Genomic DNA, 25,020 nt, shown 5'->3' on the forward strand with positions numbered 1-25,020 from the left:
CCGCCCCCGCCCGTTTCCGGTCAGCCCCGGCGGCAGGGGCAGGGGCGAAGGTCTCCGCCGCCCGCTTCCCCTCGGCTTCTCGGTGACACCACTCTCTCTCGGTGACACCACTGTCTCTCGGTGGCGGCCCCGCTTCTTCTCTGGCGCCATTCCTGCGTCTCTGGCACTCCTGCGTCTCCGGCGCCTCTACTTCTCGGTGACGCCCGCCGAGTCGAAGGTCGCCACCTCGTGCATCGCCCTCGCCGCGCTCTGGACGACCGGCAGGGCCAGGAGGGCGCCGGTGCCCTCGCCGAGGCGGAGGTCGAGGTCGACCAGGGGCCGGAGACCGAGCTTCTTCAGGGCCGCCACATGGCCGGGTTCGGCGCTGCGGTGGCCCGCGATGCACGCGGCGAGGACCTCGGGGGCGATGGCGCGGGCGACCAGGGCGGCGGCGCCGGCGCTGACGCCGTCGAGGATCACCGGCGTGCGCAGGGATGCGCCGCCGAGGAGGAGACCGACGATCGCGGCGTGTTCGAAGCCGCCGATCGCGGCCAGGACACCGATGGGGTCGGCCGGATCCGGCTGGTGCAGCTCGATGGCCCGGCGGACGACGTCGGTCTTGCGGGCGAGGGTCTCGTCGTTGATCCCGGTGCCCCGGCCGGTGACCTCGGCGGGGTCGGCTCCCGTGAAGACCGAGATGAGCGCGGCGGACGCCGTGGTGTTGGCGATGCCCATCTCACCCGTGAGGAGGGCCTTGTTCCCGGCGGCGACCAGATCGCGGGCCGTCTCGATGCCGACCTCGATGGCCTTCTTGGCCTCCTCGCGGGTCATCGCGGGACCGGTGGTCATGTCGGACGTTCCGGCGCGCACCTTGCGCGGCAGCAGACCGGGGGTCGCCGGGAGGTCGCTCGCCACACCCACGTCCACGACGCAGACCTCGGCGCCCACCTGGTTGGCGAAGGCGTTGCAGACCGCTCCCCCGCCGAGGAAGTTGGCCACCATCTGACCGGTGACCTCCTGCGGCCAGGGGGTCACGCCCTGGGCGTGGACGCCGTGGTCGCCGGCGAAGATCGCGACGGCTGCGGGCTCCGGGATGGGCGGCGGGCACTGGCGGGACAGGCCCGACAACTGCGCGGAGATGATCTCCAGCATGCCGAGCGCGCCGGCCGGCTTGGTCATGCGCTTCTGCCGCTCCCACGCCTCGCCGAGCGCCTTGGCGTCGAGCGGGCGGATCCCGGCGACGGTCTCGGCGAGCAGGTCGTGCGGCTCGGCCCCGGGCAGGGCGCGGCGGCCGTACGTCTCCTCGTGGACGACCCAGGACAGCGGGCGGCGCTTGGCCCAGCCCGCCTGCATCAGCTCGGGTTCCTCCGGGAACTCGTCGACGTACCCGACGCACAGGTAGGCCACGACCTCCAGGTGCTCGGGCAGGCCGAGGGCGCGGACCATCTCGCGCTCGTCGAAGAAGCTGACCCAGCCGACGCCGAGGCCCTCGGCGCGGGCGGCGAGCCACAGGTTCTCGACGGCGAGGGCCGAGGAGTACGGGGCCATCTGCGGCTGGGTGTGGCGGCCCAGGGTGTGCCGGCCGCCGCGCGTCGGGTCGGCGGTGACCACGATGTTCACCGGGGTGTCGAGGATGGCCTCGATCTTCAGTTCCTTGAACTGCTTCGCCCGGCCCTTCGGCAGCGACTTGGCGTAGGCCTCGCGCTGGCGCTGGGCCAGTTCGTGCATGGTGCGGCGGGTCTCGGCGGAGCGGATGACGACGAAGTCCCACGGCTGGGAGTGGCCCACGGACGGTGCCGTGTGGGCGGCCTCCAGGACACGGAGCAGTACGTCGTGCGGGATGGGGTCGCTGCGGAAGCCGTTGCGGATGTCGCGGCGCTCGCGCATGACCTTGAGGACGGCCTCGCGCTCGGCGTCGTCGTAGGGCGGCGCGGCCGGGCCGGCGGGCTGCTGCCCCGCGTCCGCCTCTTCGGACGCCTCGTCCGCCGGGGGCACGCTCGCGTCGGCTGCTTCCACTGTCTCGGCCTCCTCGCCGTCCTCCTGGTCGGCGGCCCTGGTGTCCAGGTCCTCCGCGTTCTGGACGACGTCGGGCTGCGCCTCGGCCGCGGTGGCGACCGGCTGCGGTTCGACGATCGTCTCGACCCCGGCCTCGGGGTCGCGGGGGGCGGGAACGGGGGCGAGGGGTTCCGCCGCCGACTCCTGCTCCGGTGCCTCGTCAGCGGTCTCGCCGGGCGCCGCGGCGGCGGGCACCGACCGGTCGTCGGCGGGCGGCGGTACGACCATGCCCTGGGGCGGTGTCGGAGCGAGGGGCGGGGTGGTCGGCACCGAGCCTTCCACCGGCACGAACTCACCCATCGGCCGCGGCGGCTCGGTCCCGGCCCCCAGGGCCGCGTCCGCGGGTGCAACACCGGTCGGGGAGGCCGCCGAGGGCTGGAGGACGGCGCCCTGGGGCGCGTCGAGCGGGGAGCCCGTCACGGTCGCGGGGGCCTCGGCGGCCACGACGTCGGCGGCGACCGGCTCGGCGGGCTGTGCGAGGGCCCCGGGGCCCGGGGAGTCGACCGGCTCGGCGGGCTGCGCGACGGCGGCCTCACCGGCGGGCGGCTCCTCGGCGGTCGCGACGGGCTCGGCGGGAACGGCGTCGCCGGGCTGGTCCGGCGCCTGCGCCGCCACGGGCATGTCGGCGACCCGCGCCGGAGAGGCGGCGTTCTCGGGTGCCTGGGGGGTCTGCTCGGCAAAGTCCGCGGCGGGGGCGCCGGGCTCGGGGGCCTCGGGGCCCTGCGGGGAGGGCTGCGGCTGCTCCGGCTCCGGCTTCGAGGTCGGCGCCTCCTCGGTGACGGCTTCCTCAGCGACGGGCTCGTCGGCGGCGGTCTCCTCACCGGCGGGGGCCCGCGGCTCGGCCGGGGCGGACTCCGCCGGGGCGGGCTCGGTCGGCTGGGCCTCTGCGGCTGCGGCCTCGGCGGCGACCGGTTCAGCGCCGCCGGCCGCCTGCGGCTCCGCGGGCTCCGCGGCAGGAGTCTCGGCGGCCTGCGGCTCCGGCCCTTCCTGCGGCTCCCCAGGTTGCTGGGCGTCCTGGGCGGCTACGGCATTCGGAGCCTCGGGCAGCGATTGCCTGTCCTCGGCGGGCGGAGCCTCACCGGCGGCGGGCTCGGCCGAGGCGCCGGCCGCGGGCTGCCCGTCCTCGGCGGCGGGCGCCGGCTGCTCCTCGACGGGGGCTGCCGTCTCGTCGACCGCGGCCTCGGGCGCCGGCTGTGCCTCGGGGGCAACGGGCGCGGCGTCGGCCTGCGGCGGGACGGGGGCGTCGGCCGGCAGGGCGGCGTCCTCGTTCTGCTGCGGAACCGGGGAGACGTCCTGGGCGTCCGCGGGCACCTGGGCCTGGATGGGCTCCGGACCCTCCGCGGCGGGCGGGAACGGCGTGGCCTCCGGCACCTGGGCCTCGCGGGCGACGAGGGCGTCGAGGGCCGACTCGGTGGGGGTCCCGGTGGCGGGCGGCTCGGGAGCCCCCGGAGCGACGGCCGCGCCCTCCTCCGGCGCCTGCGCGTCCGGGGCCGTCTCCGCGGACTCCGGGCTCTGCGAGCCGTCGGACGCGGGCTCCGCCACCGGCTGGGCGTCGGCGACGTTGGCGCCCGTCACCGGCTCGGCGGCGGGCGCCTCCTCCACGACGGTCTGGGCCACGGCGACCGGCTGGGACTCGGCGGCCTCCCCGGGGATCTGGGCTTCGGCGGCCTCCGGGACCGCCACCGCCTCGACCGGCTGAGCCTCACCGACCGGCTGGGCCTCGGTGGCCTCGGGAACGACCGGTGCCTCGGCGGGCTGCGGGGCGGTGGCCGGGGCGACGGCCTCCGTGACCTGCACATGGCCGGTGGCGAACTGGGCGACCGCGGCTTCCTGGGCCTGCGCGTAGGCCGCGTCCTGGGCGTCATGGAGGGCCTCGGGGTCCTGCTCGGCCTGTGTGACCTGCGCGGACTCCGGCACCTGTGGCGTCTCGGCGACGACGGCGACGGGCGGCGCCTCCTGCGGAACGACCGTTTCTGCAGCCTGCCCCCGGGCGGCCTGCGCGGGCGGGGCCGCCACGGCCGCGGACACGGGGGCGCTCCAGGGAGCCACACCCTGCGGGGGCACGTCGAGGTATTCGGGTCCGGTGGTGGGCGGGCCGGAGTGGCGTACGGCGGCGGGCGGGACGGGGGCGCCGGCGGGGCCGCGGTCGGCGAGGGAGCGGACCGGGCTGGCGGAGGCGTCCGGGGTGGGCGGGCCGAGGTGCAGCGGCCGACGGGCCACCGGCGGCTGCGGGACCGGGGTCGCGACAGGGTGGCGTACGGCTCCGAGGTCGATCGAGCCGCTGTCCCGGCCGGCCGTCTCGTGCGGGCCGGGCTCGTGCACGACCTGGACGACGGGTTCGGGGGCGGGTGGCGGCACTTCGTTGCCCCATGCGCCCTGGGCGCCCGGCAGCAGCAGCTCGTCGTCCTCGACGGGGGTCTCGGAGAGGTAGGTGTACGCGCCCGGCGCGGCGACGCCCGGCTGTTCCACCATGCCTGCGCTCTCCGGCTGCCCCTCGCCCGGGACCTGGCCGGTGTCGGTCATGCGTAACCCCTCGCCCATCGGTTAGTGCCTCTGTGCCAGCTGGCCCGGAACGGCGCACCGACCGTTCCACACATGGAGAACGAGCGTGCGTGCCCAGCGGCACGTGACGACCCACCTGCAAGTCGACAAAGCCATTCGATGGCCATTGTCGCGGTCGTCCCGCCATCGCGACAGCTTGATCGGCGACGGTCCGCTGTGGACTGCGCCACGTTGCGCGCCCTCCGGTACCGCCGTACCACACACGCCCTCAAAACGGGCGCGCTTTCCGGACATTGACCGACGAAGTGTCGGGTGCCGGAGTGCGGTACGACAGTCGGCCAGCCTACCGCGCCGGTACGACAACCGGATCACTGGGAACGATCGGGCAAAGTCCCGCTGAGCAGGAACGCGACGCTCCGTTCGCGCTCCGTCCAGGCCCTCGTGTCGAGTTCGACGGACTGGACGAACTCGCACCGGACGTCGTATCCGTGCTCGCTCAGGTCGCGTCCGACGCGCTCGGCGGCGGGCCGGGTGAGGGCGTGGGTGACGATGCGCCTCGGGCGCCGGTCGGCGACGGCGGAGACCACCGCCGCTCCCCCGCCGCCGACGCGGACGACGTCGGGTTCGGGGAGGTTCTCCAGGATGTGCGGGGCGATGCCGTGGACCACTTGGAGTTGCACGCCGAAGCGGCGGGCGGCGAGGGTCGTACGGCCGCATGCCTCGGGGTCCCGGTCGACGGCGATGACACCGGCACCGCAGCGGGCCGCCTCGGTGGCGAAGGCCCCGCTGCCGCAGCCGATGTCCCACACGAGGTCGCCCACGCGCGGTCCGAGGCGGGCCAGTTGGGCCGAGCGCAGCAGTTCGCCCTCCCCTTCGCCCAGACCGCCGCCGTAGACGTCGTCGGGCAGGGACCAGCCGCGGGGTCCGGCGCTCGGGTCGCGGCCGGCGATCCAGCCGCCGTCCTCACCGGTGCCCGTGGGGCCGATGACGATGACGAGGTTGGGGTCGCGCCAGGTGTGGTCGGCGGCCTTGTCGGAGGTGACGACGGTGACGCGTTCGCGGTCGGTGCCGAGTTCCTCGCAGATCACGAAGGTGCGGTGCACTCCTTCGAGGAGCAGGCCGAGTTCGGCGGGGCCGGCGCCGGGCGAGGTGAGGACGGCGACCTTGGCGTGGGCGCGGCAGACGTTCACGGCGCGCCTGAGCGTACGGCGGTGCGCGACGACCACCTGTGCGTCGTCCCAGGGCATTCCGGCGCGGGCGAAGGCGGCGGCCACCGAGGACACACCGGGGACGACCTCGACCTCCAGGCCGAACTCGGGGGCTCGGAGCGTGCGGACGACTCCGAAGAAACCGGGATCGCCGTCGGCGAGGACCACGGCGGTGCCGCGGTGGGCGGCGATGCGGCGGGCGGCGAGGGCGACGCTGCCGAGCCGGATGCGTTCGGCGGCCGGGGGCACTTCGGGCAGGGCCAGATGGTGGGCGGCGCCGGCGACGAGTGTGGCGGCGGCGAGGGCGGAGCGCGCCGCGGCGGTCAGGGGGGAGCCGTCCCAGCCGATCACCGTGACCCGGTCGGCCATCGTCGTCAGTCTCCAGAGGGTTTTCGCAGCTCGTCAGGGAAGCCCGCACGGGGTCCCGTGAGCGTACCTGGTGACGGGGCGGGGTCCGGTGGCCGGGCGGCGGCCTTGCGCCCGAGGGTCGTTCAGTTCCAGTCCGAGTACGCGCCGAAACCGCCGCTGTCGGCCAGTTCCTCGCTGACGCCCTCGATGTCCTCCGGGAGGAGGCTCCACACGATGTAGTCGGTGCGGACCTCGGTCCAGCCGTCCTCGGGGGTGCGGGCGCGCGCTATGCAGGCGTTGCGCAGGACGCCTTCGCTGATACAGCCGATCTTCTGCGCGACCTGCTGGGAGGCGGTGTTGTCGGCAGCGGTGCGCAGCTCGATCCGTTCGAACTTCTGCTCGCGGAACAGCCATTGGGCGGTGGCGAGGGCGGCTTCGGAGGCGTAGCCCTCGCCCCGCGCCCAGGGGGCGACGACGTACGAGAGTTCGGTGGACCGGACGTGCCAGTCCGTGCCGGTCAGCTGGATGACGCCGACGAGGCGCTGGGTGAGGAACTCGGTGACGGCGAGGTCGAGACCACGGCCTGAGGTGCGTTCGGCGGGGGCGTGCTCGGTGATCCAGGTGCGGGCGCCGGCCTCGGTGAAGGGCTGCTGGACGTCGGTCCAGGCCATCACCTGCTCGTCGTTCATCATCTCGGTGAGCGCCTGGACGTCGTCCTCGTCGAACGGGCGCAGGACCAACCGCTCCGTGCTGATGGAGATGTCGGGAAAGGTGCTCGTCATGCGCCGCTCCGTAACCTTCGAAACCGTTGGGGGCTGCTGAACTGCCCAGCATGCAGCATGAAAGCACTGAATCGCACCACGGGGCCCACTCCCTGTGAGGGAGCGGACCCCATGCGTGGCGATACGCCGTATACGTGCCGCCGATCCGGCGGGACGGCTCAGAAGGACGGGATGACCGAGCCGTTGCTCCACTTCTCCTCGATGAACTTCTTCACCTCGGGGGAGGTGAGGAGCTTCGCGAGCTTCTTCACGCGCGGGTCGTCCTCGTTGCCCTCCTTCACGGCGAGGAAGTTGCCGTTCGGGTTGTCCTTGGCGGGTTCCAGGGCGAGGGCGTCGTCGGCGGGCGACAGGTCGGCGTCGAGGGCGTAGTTGCCGTTGATGACGGCCGCGTCGACGTCCTCCAGGGAACGCGGGGTCTGTGCCGCCTCCAGCTCCTTGAACTTCAGCTTCTTGGGGTTGTCGGCGATGTCGGCGGGGGTCGCCGCGTTGTCGGCGCCGTCCTTGAGCGTGATGATGCCGGCGGCGTCGAGCAGCTTGAGGGCCCGCGCCTCGTTGACGGTGTCGTTGGGGACGGCGACGGTGGCGCCCGTCTTCAGGTCGTCCTTGCTCTTGACCTTGTCGGAGTAGAGGCCGAGCGGCTCCAGGTGCACGGTGACGACGGGCACGATGTGGGTGCCCTGCTTCTTGTTGAAGTCGTCGAGGTAGGGCTGGTTCTGGAAGTAGTTGGCGTCCACGGAGCCGTCCTCGGTGGCCGTGTTCGGCAGGACGTAGTCGGTGAACTCCTTGACCTCCAGGTCCAGCCCGGCCTTCTTCGCCAGGTTGTCCTTGACGAAGGTGAGGATCTCCGCGTGCGGGGTGGGGCTGGCGGCGACGACCAGCGGTCCGCTGGTGTCGGACGCGGTGTCGGCCGCGCCGGAGCCGCAGGCGGTGAGCCCGAGGGCGAGGGCTCCGGCGGCGAGGACGGCGGTGGTGAGCTTGACGGTGTTACGCACGAAAAGTGCCTTTCCTTTTGGGTGGAGCTGTCCCGTCGTGGGTGGGACGGGAAGTCTGCGGGTGCCGGGAGAGGTGCGCGGAGGTCAGACCTTGGTGACCTCGGGGGCGGCGGCCTCGGCCTTCAGCAGCCGGAGCCTCGGGGCGGCTCCCGAGCGGCCGCCGCGGCGGTGCAGGGCGCGGGCCGCGTAGTCGCCGGCGAACTGGATGACGGAGATGACCACGGCCAGGACCGCCACGGTGATCCACATGAGGTCGGTCTCGAAGCGCTGGTAGCCGTACCGGATGGCGATGTCGCCGAGGCCGCCCGCGCCGACGGTGCCGGCCATGGCGGAGTAGCCGATGAGGGCGACGACGGTGGTGGTCGCCGAGGAGATCAGCGAGGGCAGGGCCTCCGGGACGAGGACCTTGCGGACGACGGTCCAGGTGGTGCCGCCCATGGCCTGCACGGCTTCGACGAGCCCGTGGTCCACTTCGCGGACGGCGGTCTCGACCAGGCGCGCGAAGAAGGGGATGGCGCCGATGGCGAGCGGCACGATCGCCGCGTCACGGCCGATGGTGGAACCGGTGACCCAGCGGGTGAAGCCCATCAGGGCGACCATGAGGATGATGAAGGGCATGGAGCGGGCGATGTTCACGACCTGCCCGACGACCTTGTTGGCGAGGACGTTCTGCAGCAGCCCGCCGCGCTCGGTGAGGACGAGCAGCAGACCGAGCGGTAGTCCGCCGACGACCGCGATCAGCGTGGACCAGCCGACCATGTAGAAGGTGTCCCCACAGGCCTGCTCCAGCAGGGGCCGCATCTCGGTCCAGTTCACTTGGCAGCCTCCTTCGCGAGCACGGCCTCGGGGCCGGTACGGCCGACAACGTCGATCTGCAGGCCCTGCTCGCGCAGGAACCCGATGGGTACGACGTTGTCCTCGTAGCGGCCGGGCAGTTCGATGCGCATCCGGCCGATCTGGAGCCCGCCGACGGTGTCGATGGCGGCGCCGAGGATCGAGATGTCGATGTTGTAGGTGCGGGACAGCTGCGAGATGACCGGCCGGGTGGCCGCCTCGCCCTGGAAGGTGACGTCGAGGACGGTGCGGTCGGCGCCGGACGTCTCGCCGGTGACGGGGAAGAGGGCGGAGGCCAGTTCGGAGCCGGGGGTGGCGAGGAGTTCGCTGACGGTGCCGGACTCGACGACGCGTCCCTTCTCCATGAGCGCGGCCGAGTCGCAGATGGACTTGACGACGTCCATCTCGTGCGTGATGAGCAGGACGGTCAGACCCAGCTGCCGGTTGAGGTCGCGCAGCAGCGTCAGGATCGAGCGGGTCGTCTCGGGGTCGAGGGCGCTGGTGGCCTCGTCGGAGAGGAGCACCTCGGGATCGCCGGCCAGCGCGCGGGCGATGCCGACGCGCTGCTTCTGACCGCCGGAGAGCTGGGCCGGGTACGCCCTGGCCTTGTCGGCGAGGCCGACGAGGTCGAGCAGTTCCAGCGCCTTGCGGGAGCGCTCCTTGCCGGAGGTGCCGAGGATCTCCAGCGGCAGTTCGACGTTGTCCTGGACGGTGCGCGTGGAAAGCAGGTTGAAGTGCTGGAAGACCATGCCGATGCGGCTGCGCGCCCGGCGCAGCTCCCGGCCGGCGCGGGGCCCGCGGCCCGCGAGGGCGGTGAGGTCCTGACCGGCGACCGTGACGGTGCCGGAGGTGGGGCGTTCGAGGAGGTTGACGCAGCGGATCAGCGAGGACTTGCCGGCGCCGGACTGGCCGATGACGCCGTACACCTCGCCCTCGCGTACGTGCAGGTCGACTCCGTCGAGGGCGGTGACCTCGCGGCCACGGCCGCGGTAGACCTTGGTGAGGCCCGATGTGGTGATCACTGGGTTTCCATCACTGTCGAGTACGCGGGCGTGGATGTGCCCGGGTACGGGAGACAAAGGTGTGCGCGGGGCATGGAGGTCACGTACGGCGTTCGGCGTACGGACGTGCCACAGCTGCTCGCTTCGGGGCTCCCCCACTCTCGGCTTCGCTCGAGCGGGGGCACCCCCATGACTCAGGGGGTGGTGCGGGGGCCCTCTAGAAGGCGCACATTCGACACATACAACGAGCACCGGGCGTCATGGTCGCCTCGGTCGCACAGATGCGGCAGCTCGTCGTGGTCATGAGAGCAGTAAAGCAGACGTATCCCCGGGGCGAGAGACGGCTGTCCGTATCGTGGACAGCGCAGGGCGGCGGAGCAGCAGGTCAGAGGCGTGCCGTCCACTCTCTGGGCGCCGGTGACTGTGGTGAAGGCCACGACGCCCGGCGGGGGCGCGTTCTCGCCCGGGGCCGGGCGCGGCGGGTGTTTTCCGCCGTAATAGGGTCGCGGCATGCTTGTTGCCCTGACGGTGGCGACCGCCGTCGCCGCGCTTCTGCTCGCCGCGTGGTGCGGCTGGGCCGCGTACCGGGACCAGCCGACCAAGGACTGGCACTTCATCGGGATGGCCGTGGTGACGGCGCTGACCCTGGTGCAGCTGGTGGTCGGGATCGTGCTGCTGGCCCGCGGCGAGAAGCCCGAGCAGGGCACCACGATCTTCGTCTCCTATCTGCTCGGCTCGTTCGCCTGCGTTCCGGTGGCGGGGTTCATGTCCCTGGCGGAGCGCACCCGATGGGGCAGCGTGACCGTCGCGGCCGGCGGTGTGGTGCTCGCGGTGCTGCAGGTACGGCTCTACGACATCTGGGGAGGCTGAGGTGACGACCACGGACGGCGCCCCGCACGGCACGGACGACACCCCGCGGCAGAACGACGCGCCGCGGGAGCGGGACGACGCGCCGCGGGAGAAGAAGCGGACCCGTCTCATCGGCGGGCCCGGGATGCTGCTCGTCTGGCTGTACGGCGTGATGGTCGTCGGCGCGGTGTCGCGGTCCGCCGTCCAGATCTCCACCGAGTTCGAGCACGCGCCGCTCGCCTACTCGCTCTCCGCGGTCGCGGGCCTGGTGTACGGGTTCATCACGTACTCGCTGGTGCGGGGCGGGGAGTTCGCCCGGAAGGCGGCGCGGGTGTGCTGCGCCGTCGAGCTGGCGGGTGTGCTGGTCGTGGGGACGTGGACGCTGGTCGAGCCGTCGGCGTTCCCGGACAAGACGGTGTGGTCGGACTACGGGATCGGCTATCTGTTCATCCCGGTGATCCTGCCGATCACCGCGATGTACTGGCTGCGCAAGAGCGCGCGGCAGAAGGACGCCGCCTGACGAGTGTCAGGCGGCTCGGCGTGCCGGACGGCTCGGCGCCGTCCGGGGCAGCGGTACGCCACGCCCTTCGGCGGGGCGTGTGTCAGGCCGTGGCGGCGTACGCCTGGGCCGGCTTCTCCAGGATCACCATCGGTACGCCGTCGCGTCCCTGGCTGGTGCCGACCGCCTCGTAGCCCACGCGGCGGTACAGCCGGAGGCTGCCCTCGCTGCGGTGACCGGCACTGAGGCGGAACTTGGTGGCGCCGCGCTCCTCCGCGAGCGCCGACTCGGCCGCGCGGAGCAGGCGGGCGCCGATGCCGTGGCCCTGGAGCCGGGGGTGGACACAGAGTTTGCCGATGGCGGCGGCGCCGTCCTCGTCGAGGGCGCCGCGTACCGAGCCGACCACCTCGTCACCGAGGCGGGCCACGAACACACAGTCCGAGGCGACCTCCGCGCGGACCGAGTCGAGGCTCTGGACGAGCGGATCGATGCGGTAGTTGCCGTACAGCGCCGCCTCGCTCTGGAAGCACAGGTACTGCAGCCTGAAGATCTGCTCGGCGTCCTGCTCGGTCGCCACCGAGATGGTCACGCTCATGCCCATGTGTGCACGCCTCCCGCTCACCTGCTCACCTGTTGTCCCCCACTCCTATCCCCGCGGTTCGCGTGCCGCAACCTCCGTCGTCAGCATTCGCCGGAGACATCCCAGGCATCTGGAACGTTCCGGGCCGAGACTGCCCTGTGAGATACCCAACTCGCCCGCGATCTCGCGATAGGTGAGGTCGTGCGGTGAGAGCAGGGCCGCGAGCAGCCGGGGGCAGCGCCCGGGAAGCCGGCGGACGGCGGCATGCAGGGCCCGGCGGCGGGCGGCGGTGAGCGCCTGCTGTTCGGGACCGGGGGCATGGGCGTCGACGGGCTCCGCCTCATACGGCCGTTCGACCCTGGCCGTCCGGCGGCTGAGGCGCGCCTCGAAGCGGACGGCGCTGCGCAGCCAGCTCTCGGGATCGGTGGGCGGGCCGTCGGCGTCGAGCCGTTCCAGCAGACGCAGCCAGACCGCCTGCTCCAGGTCCCCCGCCTCGGCGCCGGCGGCGTACGCCTCGGCCGACGCCTCCGCGACGAGCAGGGGGCGGAGGGTGGTGAGCATGTCGGGTGTCATATGCGCCGGGACGCCGCCGCCCCGGCGGTGGGTTGCCGGGGCGGCGGGGTGTCACCCCCATCGGGGCATGCGCCCGATCCGTTGACGCGGGGTGCCTCGGGAGGGAGGCGCGGGGGCATGGGGGCGCGGGTCAGTCGCCGACGAAGTCCGCGTGGGCCAGCAGGCCCGTGTCCGCGTTGTCGGTGAAGATGCCGTCGATGCCGGTCTCGAAGTACACCTTGAACGCGCCGAATGCGTCGCCGTAGGCGTTGGCGTCGGTGCCCCTGCGGAACTCGGCGGGCAGGAAGGTGTTCTCGTTGCGCATGGTGTAGGGGTGCAGGATCAGGCCCTTGGCGTGCGCGTCCGCGACGAGGGTGGTCGGCGTGGTGAGCCGGCCGCCGGAGTCGCGCGGGATGATCAGGTCGAGGGTGGGACCGATGCCGTTGGCGTAGGAGGCGATCCAGGCCAGGCCCTCCGGCTTGACCAGGTCGGCGACGGTGCGCGGGTCACCGGCCTCGACGAAGTCCCAGGGGCGGGTGGCGGCGCCGGACAGCAGGACGACGAGAGGGCTGTCCACCAGGCGGTTGAGGCGCTGGATGCTGCTCGGCTCGAACGACTGGAGGAAGACCGGCGAGTTCTTCCGGTGGCGGTCGTACTTGCGCAGCAGCCGGGCGAGCGGCTCCTCCAGGCCGAGGCCCAGCTTGCGGAAGTAGGTGGGGTGCTTGGTCTCGACGTGCAGCCAGATCCGCCGGCCGCGCTTCCTGCCCTCCTTCTCGGCCCAGCGCAGGACCTCCTCGAAGGTGGGGACCTCCCAGCGGCCGTCGTAGAGCGTGTTCTCCTGCCGGGTGCCGGGGATGCGCTCCTTGGCGCGCAGGGTCTTCAGCTCGGCGAGGGTGAAGTCCTCGGTGAACCAGCCGGTGTAGGAGACGCCGTCGACGACCTTCGTGGTCTTCCGGCCGGCGAACTCGGCGTGGGACGCCACGTCGGTGGTGCCGGTGATGTCGTTCTCGTGACGGCACACCAGGTGGCCGTCCTTGGTGGGCACGAGGTCCTGTTCGATGACGTGCGCACCCATGTCGAGGGCCAGCTGGTACGAGCCGAGTGTGTGCTCCGGGCGGTAGCCGCTGGCCCCGCGGTGGGCGATGATCGTCGGCACCGGCAGGCCGCGGTAGTCGCCGTGCGACGACGTGCCTGCGGCCTTCGCCTCCTCGGCCCCCGCCGTGCCCGGCAGCCCGAGGACGGCTCCGCCCGCGCCGAGCACCGCTGCCCCGAGCAGCGTCCGCCTGCCCGTTGCGCGCCCCTGCCCGTTCGGGTTCTGCGACTGACGCGACTCCTGCGTCCCCATGCCGGCTCCTCCCACCGTGTCCCCTGCACCTGTCGAACCGGGTTGATCGTAGGTGCCGCGAGGTGACCGTCGGGAGACCTGGGACCGAACACACGGGTGATGCCTCGTGTCGTACGAGTGGCGGAATGTGACGGAGCGTCGGACGGGGGGCGCGACGTCCGTCACATGTTCCGGGGCCGTGACGACCCGCCATCCGGGCGATACCGCAGGTAAAGGTATGTCAACAGTGCGTATCCACTCGGTGAACCCGGCGTGCGCGGGCCCGGTACGCGGGAGTATCGTCCTCACCTGCACAGACTTGTTCCGGAACGCTAGACATGGGAGGGCCCGTTGTCCCGCTTCGCGCTCATCAAGGCAGTGCTCGGACCGATCATGCGCCTGATGTTCCGCCCCCGGGTGGAGGGTGCGGAGCACATTCCGGGGGACGGCCCGGTGATCCTCGCCGGCAACCATCTGACCTTCATCGACTCGATGATCCTGCCGCTGGTCTGCGACCGGCAGGTCTTCTTCATCGGCAAGGACGAGTACGTCACCGGCAAGGGCCTCAAGGGGCGGCTGATGGCATGGTTCTTCACCGGCGTCGGCATGATCCCCGTCGACCGCGACGGCGGACGCGGCGGTGTCGCCGCCCTGATGACCGGGCGGCGCGTCCTCGACGAGGGCAAGGTGTTCGGCATCTACCCCGAGGGCACGAGGTCGCCCGACGGGCGCCTCTACCGGGGCCGTACGGGCATCGCCCGGCTGACCCTGATGACCGGCGCGCCGGTCGTGCCGTTCGCCATGATCGGCACGGACAAGATCCAGCCGGGCGGCGCGGGTCTGCCCCGGCCGCACCGGGTGACCGTGCGCTTCGGTGAGGCGATGGAGTTCTCCCGGTACGAGGGCATGGACCGGGACCGCTATGTGCTGCGGGCCGTGACCGACTCGGTGATGACCGAGGTCATGCGGCTGTCGGGCCAGGAGTACGTGGACATGTACGCCTCCAAGGCGAAGGAAGCGGCGTAATCCGCGAGCCCTGGCGCCCGGCCGGGCGCTAGGGTCTCCGTGTGCGTTGATCCTCCGGGCGGCAGCCGTGTGCGCTGCCGCGGACGATGCGGGGCGGCTCCCGGACGGGGCCGCCCTCGGGCATACCCGTCGTCACACCACCGGAGATCCGCGCCATGACCGCGCAGCAGCCGCTCACCTACGACGCCTTCGTCCGTCTCGCCACCGCCGATCCGGCCGTCGTCGGTCTCGTCCTCAAGGGCTCACGGGCCCATGACGGCATGAGCACCGAGCAGTCCGACCACGACCTGTACGTGGTCCTCGCCGACGGGGCGAGGACCGGTCTCACCTGGTTCGCGGGCCACCGCACGCCCGAGCTGGACCTCGTCGTCCTCTCCCTCGACGCGTTCCGGGCGGCGGGCATGCCCGGTTTCGAGCGCTACGCCCTGGCCCGCGCACGCGTCGTGCTCGACCGCCTCGACGGAGGCATCGCCCGGATCCTCGCCGCCAAGGCGCGACTGGAGGCCGCCGAGGCGTTCCGGGCCGCCGGCGAGTGGCTCGACGCCTACGCCAACTCCCTCTACCGCTCGGTCAAGAACCACCGGGACGGCCAGGCGCTCGCCGCGCGGCTCGACGCCGCCGACAGCGTGCGGTTCCTCCTCGAACTGCTCTTCGCACTCGACCGTCGGCCCCGCCCGTACAACAAGTACCTGGAGTGGGAACTCGTCCGGCACCCGCTGCCGGGCTGGGACACCGCCGGGTTGCTGGACGCCGTGGGACGTGTCGCGGCGACCGGCGACGTGGCCCCGCAGCGGCGGCTCTTCGCCGGCGTCGAGGCGGTGGCGCGGGACGCCGGGCTCGGTGACGTGCTGGACGCGTGGGGCGCGGACCTCGCCCTCATGCGCCCGCGATGAGCGACCGGTCCGCGGCCCCAGGCGGGGCCCGGGGGCCGCGCCGGTCTGGTGCCGTGACCGGAAAGGTTCACCAGCTCGCGACGCCCGGCACGGCACTAGTGCCGCGGCAGGTGCCGTTTTGCCCGTCGAGGAGCGGCGTTTGGTGCGTGCTCTCGGCGTGCCGGGCGCACGTCCTCGTACGGGATGTACTCGGGCTTGTGCCCGGTGCGGCGAGAGTGCGTGCCGGGCGGCGCGACGGGACGGACGTTGCCTGATGCGGCGCTAGCTCCGGCTCTCCAGCCGTTGCCCGCGCAGCATGAACCAGGCCGCGACCGCCGTCGCCAGCAGGACCGCCGCCCCGACACCGGACGCCAGGGTCAGGCCGTCGACGAAGGACGCACGGGCGGACGCGAGCAGGGCCTGGGCGCCGTCCGCGGGCAGACCGGCGGCCGCCTCCACCGCTCCGCCCAGCGACTCGTGCGCCCCCGCCGGGGTGCCCTCGGGGTCGGCGAACCCCCGGTAGACCCCGGTCACGATCGAGCCGAGCAGAGCGATGCCGAGGGCCGCGCCGAGTTCGTACGCCGTCTCGGAGACCGCCGAGGCGGCCCCGGCCTGCTCCTTGGGGACCGAGGAGAGGATGACGTCGGCGGTCACCGTGAAGGAGAAGCCCGCGCCGACGCCGACGACCAGGAGAGCGGCGCCCAGCAGCGGATAGCCGGTCGACTCGTCGATCACGGTCAGGACGCCCAGGGCCAGGCCGATCGCGGCCAGACCACCGGCGACGACGGACCGTACCGAGAAACGCCGGGCGGCCCGGCCGGCGACGAGGCCTGCGACGACCGCGCCCACGGCGGCGGGGAGTTCCGCGAGGCCCGCCTCGAAGGGCCGTCTGCCCTGGACGAGCTGCAGGTACTGGGAGAGGAAGAAGACCAGGCCGGACAGCCCGAAGACGGTCAGCAGGTCGGCGAGGACGGCACCCGAGAACCCCCGGTCACGGAAGAGACGCATGTCCAGCAGCGGCTGCGGAAGGGCCAGTTGGCGGCGTATGAAGAAGAACAGGGCGGTGACACCGAGCAGACCGGCGGCGAGCGCGTTGCCGTCGATGCCGTGGCTGGCGGTCTCCTTCACGGCGTACACCACGGCGATCATGCCGACGAGGGACAGGCCCACGCTGGGCAGGTCCCACGGGCCCGGGTTCGGGTGGCGGGACTCGGGGAGCAGCTTGCTGCCGACGACGACCAGCACGATCATCACCGGCAGGTTGATCAGGAAGACGGAGCCCCACCAGAAGTGCTCCAGCAGGAAACCGCCGACGACCGGGCCGACCGCCGTACCGGCGGAGGCGGTGGCACCCCAGATGCCGATGGCGAGACTGCGTTCGCGCGGGTCGTGGAAGAGGTTGCGGATCAGGGCGAGGGTGGCGGGCATCAGCGTCGCGCCCGCGACACCGAGCAGCGCCCGCGCGACGATCATCATCTCGGGTGTCGTCGCGTAGGCGTTCAGGACGGATATCGCGCCGAACGCGGTGGCGCCGATCAGCAGCAGCCTCTTGCGGCCGATGCGGTCGCCGAGGCTGCCGGCGGAGACCAGCAGGCCCGCGATGACGAACGAGTAGACGTCACCGATCCAGAGCAGCTGGGTGCCCGAGGGCTTGAGGTCCTCGCTGATGTAGGGGGTCGCGAGACCGAGGACGGTCGCGTCGACGGCCACCAGCAGCACGGCGAGCACGAGGACGCCGAGCGCGAGCCAACGGCCCGGTCGCTTCACCGCCTCGGTCGTGGACGCCGGCTGCAGGGTGCTGGTCATGATTCCTCTCTCCGTACTGCTCCGCCGAGCAGCAGCTCGGCGATCATGTGGGTGAAGTCCTTGCCGGCGACCCGTCCCTCCGACACCGCCCAGGCGCCGGAGGCCAGCAGGCCGTACAGCGCCTCGGTGAGCCAGGCGGGGGTCAGGTCGATGCGGAACTCGCCGGCCGCCTGGCCGCGTCTGAAGACGGCCGCGACGCGGTCGTCGATCCGGGTCCAGCCCGCGTTCTGCCCGTCCCCCTCGAACAACTGGCTCTCGGTGTAGAGGAAGGCGAGCAGGCCCGCGGCTGGTTCGATCTCGCGCACGAGGCGTCGTACGGCGTCGTGCGCCGGGCCGTCGTCCAGGCGGGCCGCGTCGAGCGCGGTCTCGCACTCCGCGATGCACAGCGCCTCCAGGGCCAGGACGAGCGCGTCCCGCCCCGCGAAGTGGCGGTGCAGCGTGGCCCGGCTGATCCCGGCGGCTTTGGCGACCTCGTCCATGGTCGCGGTGGATTTGCGGGTCAGCAGGGCCGCGGCACTGCGCAGCACATGGTCACGGTCGACAGCCATGAGACAACCATAGACCACATGAGACAACATTGTCTCACTGCGGGCATATGTGTCTCATGTCTCATGTCTTGTGTCTCAGGCGGCGCCTCTCAGTGCCAGGGCAGGCTGCCGCGCTTGTCCCAGTAGGCGCGGGGCTCCTCGGCGAGTGCCGCGAGCCGGGTCAGCTGGTCGTCGTCCAGATCCACGACCGCCGCGTGCAGGTTGGAGGCGAGCTGGTGGACGGTGGCGGCGCCGGAGAGCACGACACCCGTCCACGGCTGGCGGAGGATCAGCGCCAGGGCGACCGCGTCGCAGCCATGGGACGTCTCCGCGGCCACGGCGCGCAGCTCCTGCGGCGCGTGCGGCTCGGCGAGCCTGCCGTTGGCCATGCCCTCCTTGACGATCACGGTGAGCCCGGCGTCGTGCGCCTCGGCGAGGGCGGGGGCGGCGGAGGTCTCCAGCGCGTTGTACGTCGACTGGACGGTGCGGAAGAGGGGCTCGCCGTCGACCGTCACGGCGAGGGCGGCCCGGATGGCGTCGGCCTGCGCGGGGCCGCTCGTGGAGAAGCCGATCGTGACGCCCTGGCCGGCCGCTTCCGCCAGCCTGGTGTGGAGTTCCTTGTCGGTGAGGGCCGGGCTGTCCGGGGTGACGGAGTGGATCTGGTAGAGGTCGAGCCGGTCGCCGAGCAGGGCTGCGGTCTCCGCGCGCTGCCGCTCGTACGTGGCGACGCCGTGGTCCTTGACCTCGTGATGCTCGGCGTCCGTGGTCCAGTCGGCGGTGTAGGTGTAGCCCCATTTACTGCCCACGACGATGTCGTCGATCTCGGGGCGGACCTTCAGCCAGTCGGCGAGGAACTCCTCGGAGCGGCCGTAGGAGCGGGCCGCGTCGACGTAGCGGACGCCCTGCGCGTAGGCGGCGTCGAGGAGTTCATGGGTGCGGGTGCGCAGCGCGTCGACGCCGCGGTCGGGGCCGAGGTCCCGGTCCCGGCCGAGGTTGATGTAGCCGGGGCGGCCGACGGCGGCGAGGCCGAATCCGATGTGGCAGGTGGGGGTGGTCGCTGAGGCCAGTCGGGCGAAGGGCATCGCGGGCTCCGTTCGGTCGGCTCCTTACGGCTTGCGACCAACGTAACCCGCGATGACCTTGGTTGCGGGGAGTGGGTGGACCGGCGTCGGCGTCAGCCCTTCTTCGCCGTGGCCCAGGCGTGCTGGACGGCCAGGTCCTGCTTGACCTCCGCCAGCTGGACGGCGACCGCGGAGGGGGCCGTGCCACCGCGGCCGTTGCGGGAGGCGAGGGCGCCGGGGACGTTGAGGACCGTGCGGACCTCGGGGGTGAGGTGGGCGGAGATCTTGGCGAACTGTTCGTCCGTCAGCTCGTCCAGCTCCTTGCCGTCGGCCTCGGCGACCTTGACGCACTCGCCGGCGACCTCGTGCGCGACCCGGAACGGCACGCCCTGCTTGACCAGCCACTCGGCGATGTCGGTGGCGAGGGAGAACCCGGCGGGGGCCAGTTCCTCCATGCGCTCGCGGTGGACGGTGAGGGTGGCCATCATGCCGGTGAAGGCGGGCAGGAGGACCTCCAGCTGGTCGATGGAGTCGAAGACCGGCTCCTTGTCCTCCTGGAGGTCCCGGTTGTAGGCGAGCGGGAGGGCCTTCAGGGTCGCCATGAGACCGGTCAGGTTGCCGATGAGGCGGCCGGACTTGCCGCGGGCCAGCTCGGCGATGTCGGGGTTCTTCTTCTGCGGCATGATCGACGAGCCGGTGGAGAACGCGTCGTGGAGCGTGACGAAGGAGAACTCCTTCGTGTTCCAGATGATGACCTCCTCGGCGATCCGGGAGAGGTTCACCCCGATCATCGCGGTGATGAAGGCGAACTCGGCGACGAAGTCGCGGGAGGCCGTGCCGTCGATGGAGTTGCCCGAGCTGCCGTGCTCGAAGCCGAGGTCCCTCGCGACCGCCTCCGGGTCGAGACCGAGGGAGGAGCCGGCGAGGGCGCCGGAGCCGTACGGCGAGACCGCCGTGCGCGCGTCCCACTGACGCAGCCGCTCGGCGTCCCGGGACAGGGACTGCACGTGCGCCAGGACGTGGTGGGCGAACAGCACCGGCTGGGCGTGCTGGAGGTGGGTGCGGCCGGGCATCGCCACGTCCGGGTGGGCCTCGGCCAGGCCGACCAGCGCGTCCTGGAGTTCGGCGATCAGGCCGCCGAGGATACGGGCGTGGTCCCGCAGGTACATGCGGAAGAGGGTCGCGACCTGGTCGTTGCGGGAGCGGCCGGCGCGCAGCTTGCCGCCGAGGTCGGGGCCGAGGCGCTCCAGCAGGCCCCGCTCCAGGGCGGTGTGCACGTCCTCGTCGGCGATGGTGCCGACGAAGGAGCCGTCGGCGACGTCCGCCTCCAGCCGGTCGAGGCCGGCCAGCATGTCGGTCAGCTCGCCGTCCGTGAGCAGTCCCGCCTTGTGCAGCACGCGCGCGTGGGCGCGGGAGCCCGCGATGTCGTAGGGCGCGAGCCGCCAGTCGAAGTGGACGGACGCGGACAGCTTCGCCAGGGCCTCGGCGGGACCGTCGGCGAAACGGCCGCCCCAGAGCCGAACGTCACCGCTGTTGCTGCTCACTTGCGCTGCTCCTAGAGGGGTGTGGGTCTTCCACGTGCGTCTGCCGCGACCTTGGGCGACCGACCGTTGCAATGCATGATTATGCAGAGTTCTGCATGAATCGTCAATGTGAGAGAACTTCAAGAGAAAAGCAAGAAGCCTTGAACACTCGAAACCGCTTTCGCGTACCTACCCCCGAACGCAGGCGCCGCGTTAGTTCACACCGACCACACCAGACCCGAGTGAGGCATCCGCATGTCCAGGGCTCTTCCGAAGTACAACAAGCGTCGCGTAGGGATCATCGGCGGCGCCGCCGCGGTCGTGCTCTCCGGAGCGGTCATCGCGGGTTCCGCTCTCGCCGGTGAGGGTGCCAACAACGAGGGCCAGGACGCCGCGTCCCCCGGCACCATCTCGTGCCCGGCGGTCGAGGGCAGCCTGCCCGCGATCCCCGCGTCCGCCAAGGCCGAGGTCGACCGCAACCTCGCCCAGCTGCAGACCCAGATCCAGGAGGCCAACCAGCGCCTGATCGACACGGTCGGCCAGGGCGGCCCCAACTTCGTCCAGAACGCCATCCTCGGCCCCCTGGAGGACAAGCGCGTCGCCGCGCTGAACCGCATCGAGACCGCCATCGGCCGCGCCGCCGCCAAGCCCGAGGGCCTGGAGAAGCTCGCCCCCTGCCAGCTCGACCAGGGCGGCGCAGCGGCCGCCGGTGACCAGGCGGGCGCCGGAGCAGGTGCCGGTGCGGACGCCGGGGCCGGAGCGGGCGACTCCGGTGCGGGGAACGCCGCGGGCGGCCCGGGCACCATCTCCTGCCCGGCGGTCGAGGGCAGCCTGCCCGCGATCCCCGCCTCCGCGCAGGCCGAGGTCACCCGCAACCTGGAACTCCTCGACACCCAGATCCAGGAGGCCAACAAGCGCCTCGTCGACACCGTCGGCCAGGGCGGCCCCAACTTCGTCAACAACGCCATCCTCGGCCCCCTCGAGGACAAGCGCGTCGCGACGCTGAACCGCATCGAGACCGCCATCGGCCGCGCCGCCGCCAAGCCCGAGGGCCTGGAGAAGCTCGCCCCCTGCCAGCTCGACCAGGGCGGCGCAGCGGCCGCCGGTGACCAGGCGGGCGCGGGCGAGGAGGCCGGCGCGGGCGAGGACGCGAGCAACGCGGGCAACGCCGGTGCCGAGACCAACGCGGGTGCCCCGGGCACCATCTCCTGCCCGGCGGTCGAGGGCAGCCTGCCCGCGATCCCCGCCTCCGCGCAGGCCGAGGTCACCCGCAACCTGGAACTCCTCGACACCCAGATCCAGGAGGCCAACAAGCGCCTCGTCGACACCGTCGGCCAGGGCGGCCCCAACTTCGTCAACAACGCCATCCTCGGCCCCCTGGAGGACAAGCGCGTCGCGACGCTGAACCGCATCGAGACCGCCATCGGCCGCGCCGCCGCCAAGCCCGAGGGCCTGGAGAAGCTCGCCCCCTGCCAGCTCAACCAGTGAGCCGTACCACGGACTCACCGGGTGGGCACCGCTCGGGTCGGCCGCTCATGACGACCCGCTCGCCCGGCGAGTGACCTCCTGCGCCCCTCGCGGGCGACAGGGGCCGTGGCCGCCCCGAGCGCCGGCCGGGGCGGCCATGGAGGACCGGCTCCGATTCCGGGTGGATCCCAGCGATGGCGATCCACCCGGACTTCGTTTTTCCTCGGACAGGCGAACGACATGCGCCGAGAATCATGAGCCATGGGAAAGACCTACGCGCGCATAGACGGCCGCCTGCGCACCTTCATCGAGGCCCAGCCCCTCTTCTTCACCGCGACCGCCCCCCTGTCCGCCGACGGCACGGTCAACCTCTCCCCCAAGGGCCTGCGGGGCTCGTTCGCCATCCTCGACGAACTGACCGTGGCCTACCTGGACTTCGCGGGATCCAACGCGGAGACCATCGCGCACCTGCGGGAGAACGGCCGGATCACCCTCATGTGGTGCGCCTTCCAGGGCCCGCCCACCATCGTGCGCGTCCACGGCAGGGGTGAGGCCGTCTTCCGTGACGACCCGCGCTTCCCGGAGCTCCTGGCCCGCTTCCCCGACATCGACCCCGGCCGGCACGGTCTGCGGGCGGTCATCGTCGTGCGGGCGGAACTCGTCCGGGACAGCTGCGGCTACGCGGTGCCCTTCATGGCGTACGAGGAGGACCGGGACCTGCACGGGCGCCGCTTCGCACGTGAGGACGACGACTCGCTCACCGCGTACTTCCGCTCCAAGGAGCACATCGAGACCAGCCTGGACGGACTGCCCGGACTGCCGTTGCCGCTGCCGCCCTCGGCCGGCTGAAACAGAACGTCCCGTTCGCCCGGTGGTTTCCCCACCACGTTGAACACACGGCACTCCCAGCACGTACGTGTGGGCCAAGGGTCCAGCCCACCACGGAGGAACCGTGACCACGATCGCCGGAGGTCGCGCCGCGCGACGCCAGACGATGCGCCGCATCAGACCTCGCCGCTCCCCCGCCGTCCCGCTGCTGATCGCCTTCTGGGCGGGCGCGGCGGCGGTGGTGTGGCTGTGGTGGGACAACACGCCCTCCATCGCGGACCAGGGCAGCCAGATGGTCAACGCCGGCCGGATCACGGGCCTGCTGGGCGGGTACCTGATGGCGCTGGTGGTGCTCCAGATGGCGCGGGTGCCCGCGCTGGAGCGCCGGGTCGGCTCCGACCGGGTCGCCCGGTGGCACGCGATGACCGGCCGCTACACGCTCTGCCTGGTCGTGGCGCACGTCGTCCTCACGATGTACGGGTACGCCCTCCAGGCCGGTCTGACCCACACCGCGATCCTCCAGCAGACCATCGACTCCATCAACCAGCTGCCGGACATGGGCAAGGCCGCCATCGGCACGGGCCTGCTGGTGTTCATCGGGCTGATCTCGATCGGCCCGGTCCGCAAGCGGATCCCGTACGACCTCTGGTACCACACCCACCTGCTGACGTACGCGGCGACGTTCCTGACGTTCTGGCACCAGATCACCACCGGCAACGAGTTCGCCGCCACCCCCGAGGCGAAGACGGGCTGGTACGCGCTGTACGGGTCGGTGACCGCGCTGGTGGTCTGGTACCGGATCCTCACCCCGATCCGGCTGAACATGAGGCACCGGCTGCGCGTCGAGGCCGTCATCGAGGAGTCGCCCGGCATCGTCTCGGTACTGATGAGCGGGCGCAAGCTGCACCGGATGGGCGCGGAGGCCGGACAGTTCTTCCGCTGGCGGTTCCTGGCCCCCGGCATGCGGTTCAGTTCGCACCCGTACTCGCTGTCGGCGGCGCCGCGCCCCAACATGCTGCGCATCACCGTCAAGGCGATCGGCGACCACAGCTCCGCCCTGCGCGACCTGGAGCCCGGCACCCGGGTGTGGGCCGAGGGCCCGTACGGGGCGCTCACGGCCGCCAGGCGCAGCCGGGGCAAGGTGCTGCTGGTGGCCGGCGGGGTGGGCATCACGCCGATGCGGGCCCTGTTCGAGACGCTGCCCGGCGCGGCCGGTGACCTGACCCTGCTCTACCGGGCCAACAGCACCCAGGACCTGGCGCTGTGGGACGAGCTGGCGCAGATCGCGGAGGAGCGCGGGGCCCGGCTGATGTACGCGGTGAACAGCCCGGAGGGCGAGCGCCCCGACATCTCGGCGGACTCCCTGCGCCGGAAGATCCCGGACATCGAGCGCCACGACGTCTTCCTGTGCGGTCCGCCCGGGTTCGCCCAGGGCGTGTACGAGGCGCTGCGCGGGGCGGGCGTTCCCACCCGCCGTATCCACCACGAGTCGTTCGAGATGTGAGCGGCGGGCCCTCGGGCCGCCGCGCACGCACCACGGGGCCGTCCCTCACCGCCCCCTGCCCATGGGAACGCCCGCGGGGCTGCCCCCTACTAGACTTCTCACTTCAGGAGCTGAAGGAGCGATGAAGAAGAGCCACCCCATCCGGCGGACCCTGCTCGCGACCGCCGCCACCGTGTCCGGCATCGTGCTGCTGCTGTCGCTGAAGCCCGCCTCGGACCCGGCCGGATCGGTACAGGCCGGAGCCGCCGGGGGCGCTCCGTCGGCCCAGGGCGGGGTGGTGGCGGGCGCGCAGACCCTCACGGGCACCGCGGTGCAGACCGACTACGGGCCGGTCCAGGTCCGTATCACCGTCGACGGCGGCAAGATCACCCAGGCCGAGGCCGTCCAGAAGCCCAGCGGCGGCCGGTCCACCCAGATCAGCGACACCGCCATCCCCAAGCTCAACCAGGCCGCCGTGACCGCCGGCAACGCCGACATCGACGCGGTGTCGGGCGCCACCTACACCAGCGACGGCTACAAGAAGTCCCTGCAGTCCGCCCTCGACCAGGCAGGCAGCGCGCAGGGCTCGGGCGGCCAGGGCTCGGGGGCGCAGACGCTCACGGGTACGGCCGTGCAGACCGACTACGGCCCCGTCCAGGTCCGTATCACCGTCGACGGCGGCAAGATCACCCAGGCCGAGGCCGTCCAGAAGCCCAGCGGCGGCCGGTCCACCCAGATCAGCGACACCGCCATCCCCAAGCTCAACCAGGCCGCCGTGACCGCCGGCAACGCCGACATCGACGCGGTGTCGGGCGCCACCTACACCAGCGACGGCTACAAGAAGTCCCTGCAGTCCGCCCTCGACCAGGCAGGCAGCGCGCAGGGCTCGGGCGGCCAGGGCTCGGGGGCGCAGACGCTCACG

The 25,020-nt window shown here is 72.3% G+C and carries 19 protein-coding genes and 2 pseudogenes; 8 read left to right on the forward strand and 13 right to left on the reverse strand.

Annotated elements, in window-relative coordinates; all coding sequences use genetic code 11:
• Positions 1-186 precede the first annotated feature (186 nt).
• From cobT to GSY65_RS06115, 6 genes are all read right to left on the reverse strand, one after another.
• Entirely contained in the window at positions 187-4,557 is a 4,371-nt protein-coding gene (gene cobT / locus GSY65_RS06090) for a nicotinate-nucleotide--dimethylbenzimidazole phosphoribosyltransferase (RefSeq protein WP_159766334.1), read from the reverse strand.
• A gap of 347 nt (positions 4,558-4,904) precedes the next feature.
• Positions 4,905-6,113, reverse strand: coding sequence for a precorrin-6y C5,15-methyltransferase (decarboxylating) subunit CbiE (gene cbiE, locus GSY65_RS06095; RefSeq protein WP_159766335.1), 1,209 nt, complete (start codon positions 6,111-6,113; stop codon positions 4,905-4,907).
• Between the two features lie 122 nt (positions 6,114-6,235).
• Positions 6,236-6,874 carry a GNAT family N-acetyltransferase gene (locus GSY65_RS06100; protein ID WP_159766336.1) on the reverse strand — a complete coding sequence of 213 codons (639 nt, stop codon included), beginning with the start codon at positions 6,872-6,874 and terminating at the stop codon, positions 6,236-6,238.
• Between the two features lie 158 nt (positions 6,875-7,032).
• On the reverse strand, positions 7,033-7,866 hold the full coding sequence (locus tag GSY65_RS06105) for a MetQ/NlpA family ABC transporter substrate-binding protein (protein WP_159766337.1): 834 nt from the start codon (positions 7,864-7,866) through the stop codon (positions 7,033-7,035).
• Positions 7,867-7,950: 84 nt separating this feature from the next.
• Positions 7,951-8,682 (reverse strand): methionine ABC transporter permease, encoded by a 732-nt coding sequence (locus GSY65_RS06110; protein ID WP_159766338.1) that lies wholly within the window; start codon positions 8,680-8,682, stop codon positions 7,951-7,953.
• A complete protein-coding gene (locus GSY65_RS06115) occupies positions 8,679-9,722 on the reverse strand; it encodes a methionine ABC transporter ATP-binding protein (protein ID WP_159766339.1) in 1,044 nt (347 codons plus the stop codon). Before GSY65_RS06115 ends, GSY65_RS06110 begins: the two co-directional genes overlap by 4 nt.
• A 489-nt stretch (positions 9,723-10,211) precedes the next feature.
• Between GSY65_RS06115 and GSY65_RS06120 the strand changes: the two genes are divergently transcribed.
• Both GSY65_RS06120 and GSY65_RS06125 read left to right on the forward strand, forming a co-directional pair.
• Positions 10,212-10,571: a hypothetical protein gene (locus GSY65_RS06120; RefSeq protein ID WP_159766340.1), complete on the forward strand. Its 360-nt coding sequence runs from the start codon at positions 10,212-10,214 to the stop codon at positions 10,569-10,571.
• 124 nt (positions 10,572-10,695) lie between these two features.
• Positions 10,696-11,070: a hypothetical protein gene (locus tag GSY65_RS06125; RefSeq protein WP_236580183.1), complete on the forward strand. Its 375-nt coding sequence runs from the start codon at positions 10,696-10,698 to the stop codon at positions 11,068-11,070.
• Positions 11,071-11,152: 82 nt separating this feature from the next.
• Here GSY65_RS06125 and GSY65_RS06130 read toward each other — a convergent pair whose 3' ends face one another.
• The 3 genes from GSY65_RS06130 to GSY65_RS06140 form a co-directional block, all read right to left on the reverse strand.
• Positions 11,153-11,650, reverse strand: a complete 498-nt coding sequence (locus tag GSY65_RS06130; protein ID WP_159766341.1) for a GNAT family N-acetyltransferase — start codon at positions 11,648-11,650, stop codon at positions 11,153-11,155.
• 45 nt (positions 11,651-11,695) lie between these two features.
• Entirely contained in the window at positions 11,696-12,202 is a 507-nt protein-coding gene (locus GSY65_RS06135) for an RNA polymerase sigma factor (RefSeq protein WP_159766342.1), read from the reverse strand.
• Between the two features lie 130 nt (positions 12,203-12,332).
• The gene (locus GSY65_RS06140) at positions 12,333-13,526 is read right to left on the reverse strand and encodes a glycerophosphodiester phosphodiesterase (RefSeq protein ID WP_159766343.1); all 1,194 of its coding nucleotides are present in this window, start codon (positions 13,524-13,526) and stop codon (positions 12,333-12,335) included.
• Positions 13,527-13,856: 330 nt separating this feature from the next.
• Between GSY65_RS06140 and GSY65_RS06145 the strand changes: the two genes are divergently transcribed.
• Positions 13,857-14,531, forward strand: a complete 675-nt coding sequence (locus GSY65_RS06145; protein WP_159766344.1) for a lysophospholipid acyltransferase family protein — start codon at positions 13,857-13,859, stop codon at positions 14,529-14,531.
• Positions 14,532-14,686: 155 nt separating this feature from the next.
• Complete coding sequence (locus tag GSY65_RS06150; RefSeq protein ID WP_159766345.1) at positions 14,687-15,424, forward strand: hypothetical protein; 738 nt, start codon at positions 14,687-14,689, stop codon at positions 15,422-15,424.
• Between the two features lie 261 nt (positions 15,425-15,685).
• Here the strand turns inward: GSY65_RS06150 and GSY65_RS06155 are convergent, their stop codons facing one another.
• The 4 genes from GSY65_RS06155 to argH all read right to left on the reverse strand — a co-directional run bounded on the left by GSY65_RS06155 (position 15,686) and on the right by argH (position 20,341).
• A complete protein-coding gene (locus GSY65_RS06155) occupies positions 15,686-17,209 on the reverse strand; it encodes an MFS transporter (protein WP_159766346.1) in 1,524 nt (507 codons plus the stop codon).
• Positions 17,206-17,757 carry a TetR/AcrR family transcriptional regulator gene (locus GSY65_RS06160; protein WP_159766347.1) on the reverse strand — a complete coding sequence of 184 codons (552 nt, stop codon included), beginning with the start codon at positions 17,755-17,757 and terminating at the stop codon, positions 17,206-17,208. The genes GSY65_RS06155 and GSY65_RS06160 overlap by 4 nt, the downstream gene beginning before the upstream one ends.
• Before the next feature lie 89 nt (positions 17,758-17,846).
• A complete protein-coding gene (locus tag GSY65_RS06165; protein WP_159766348.1) occupies positions 17,847-18,818 on the reverse strand; it encodes an aldo/keto reductase in 972 nt (323 codons plus the stop codon).
• Positions 18,819-18,910: 92 nt separating this feature from the next.
• Positions 18,911-20,341, reverse strand: coding sequence for an argininosuccinate lyase (gene argH, locus GSY65_RS06170; RefSeq protein WP_159766349.1), 1,431 nt, complete (start codon positions 20,339-20,341; stop codon positions 18,911-18,913).
• Positions 20,342-20,575: 234 nt separating this feature from the next.
• Here argH and GSY65_RS06175 point away from each other — a divergent pair.
• The 4 genes and pseudogenes from GSY65_RS06175 to GSY65_RS34640 form a co-directional block, all read left to right on the forward strand.
• Positions 20,576-21,406 (forward strand): annotated as a pseudogene (locus GSY65_RS06175) (hypothetical protein); the annotation flags it as partial.
• A 642-nt stretch (positions 21,407-22,048) separates the two neighbouring features.
• A complete protein-coding gene (locus GSY65_RS06180) occupies positions 22,049-22,636 on the forward strand; it encodes a pyridoxamine 5'-phosphate oxidase family protein (RefSeq protein ID WP_159766351.1) in 588 nt (195 codons plus the stop codon).
• A gap of 145 nt (positions 22,637-22,781) precedes the next feature.
• A complete protein-coding gene (locus tag GSY65_RS06185; protein WP_159775650.1) occupies positions 22,782-24,119 on the forward strand; it encodes a ferredoxin reductase family protein in 1,338 nt (445 codons plus the stop codon).
• A 121-nt stretch (positions 24,120-24,240) separates the two neighbouring features.
• Positions 24,241-24,972: pseudogene (locus GSY65_RS34640) on the forward strand (FMN-binding protein); the annotation flags it as partial.
• Positions 24,973-25,020: the final 48 nt, after the last annotated feature.

It is taken from the genome of Streptomyces sp. HM190 (assembly GCF_009857135.1).
Lineage (GTDB): Bacteria > Actinomycetota > Actinomycetes > Streptomycetales > Streptomycetaceae > Streptomyces > Streptomyces heilongjiangensis.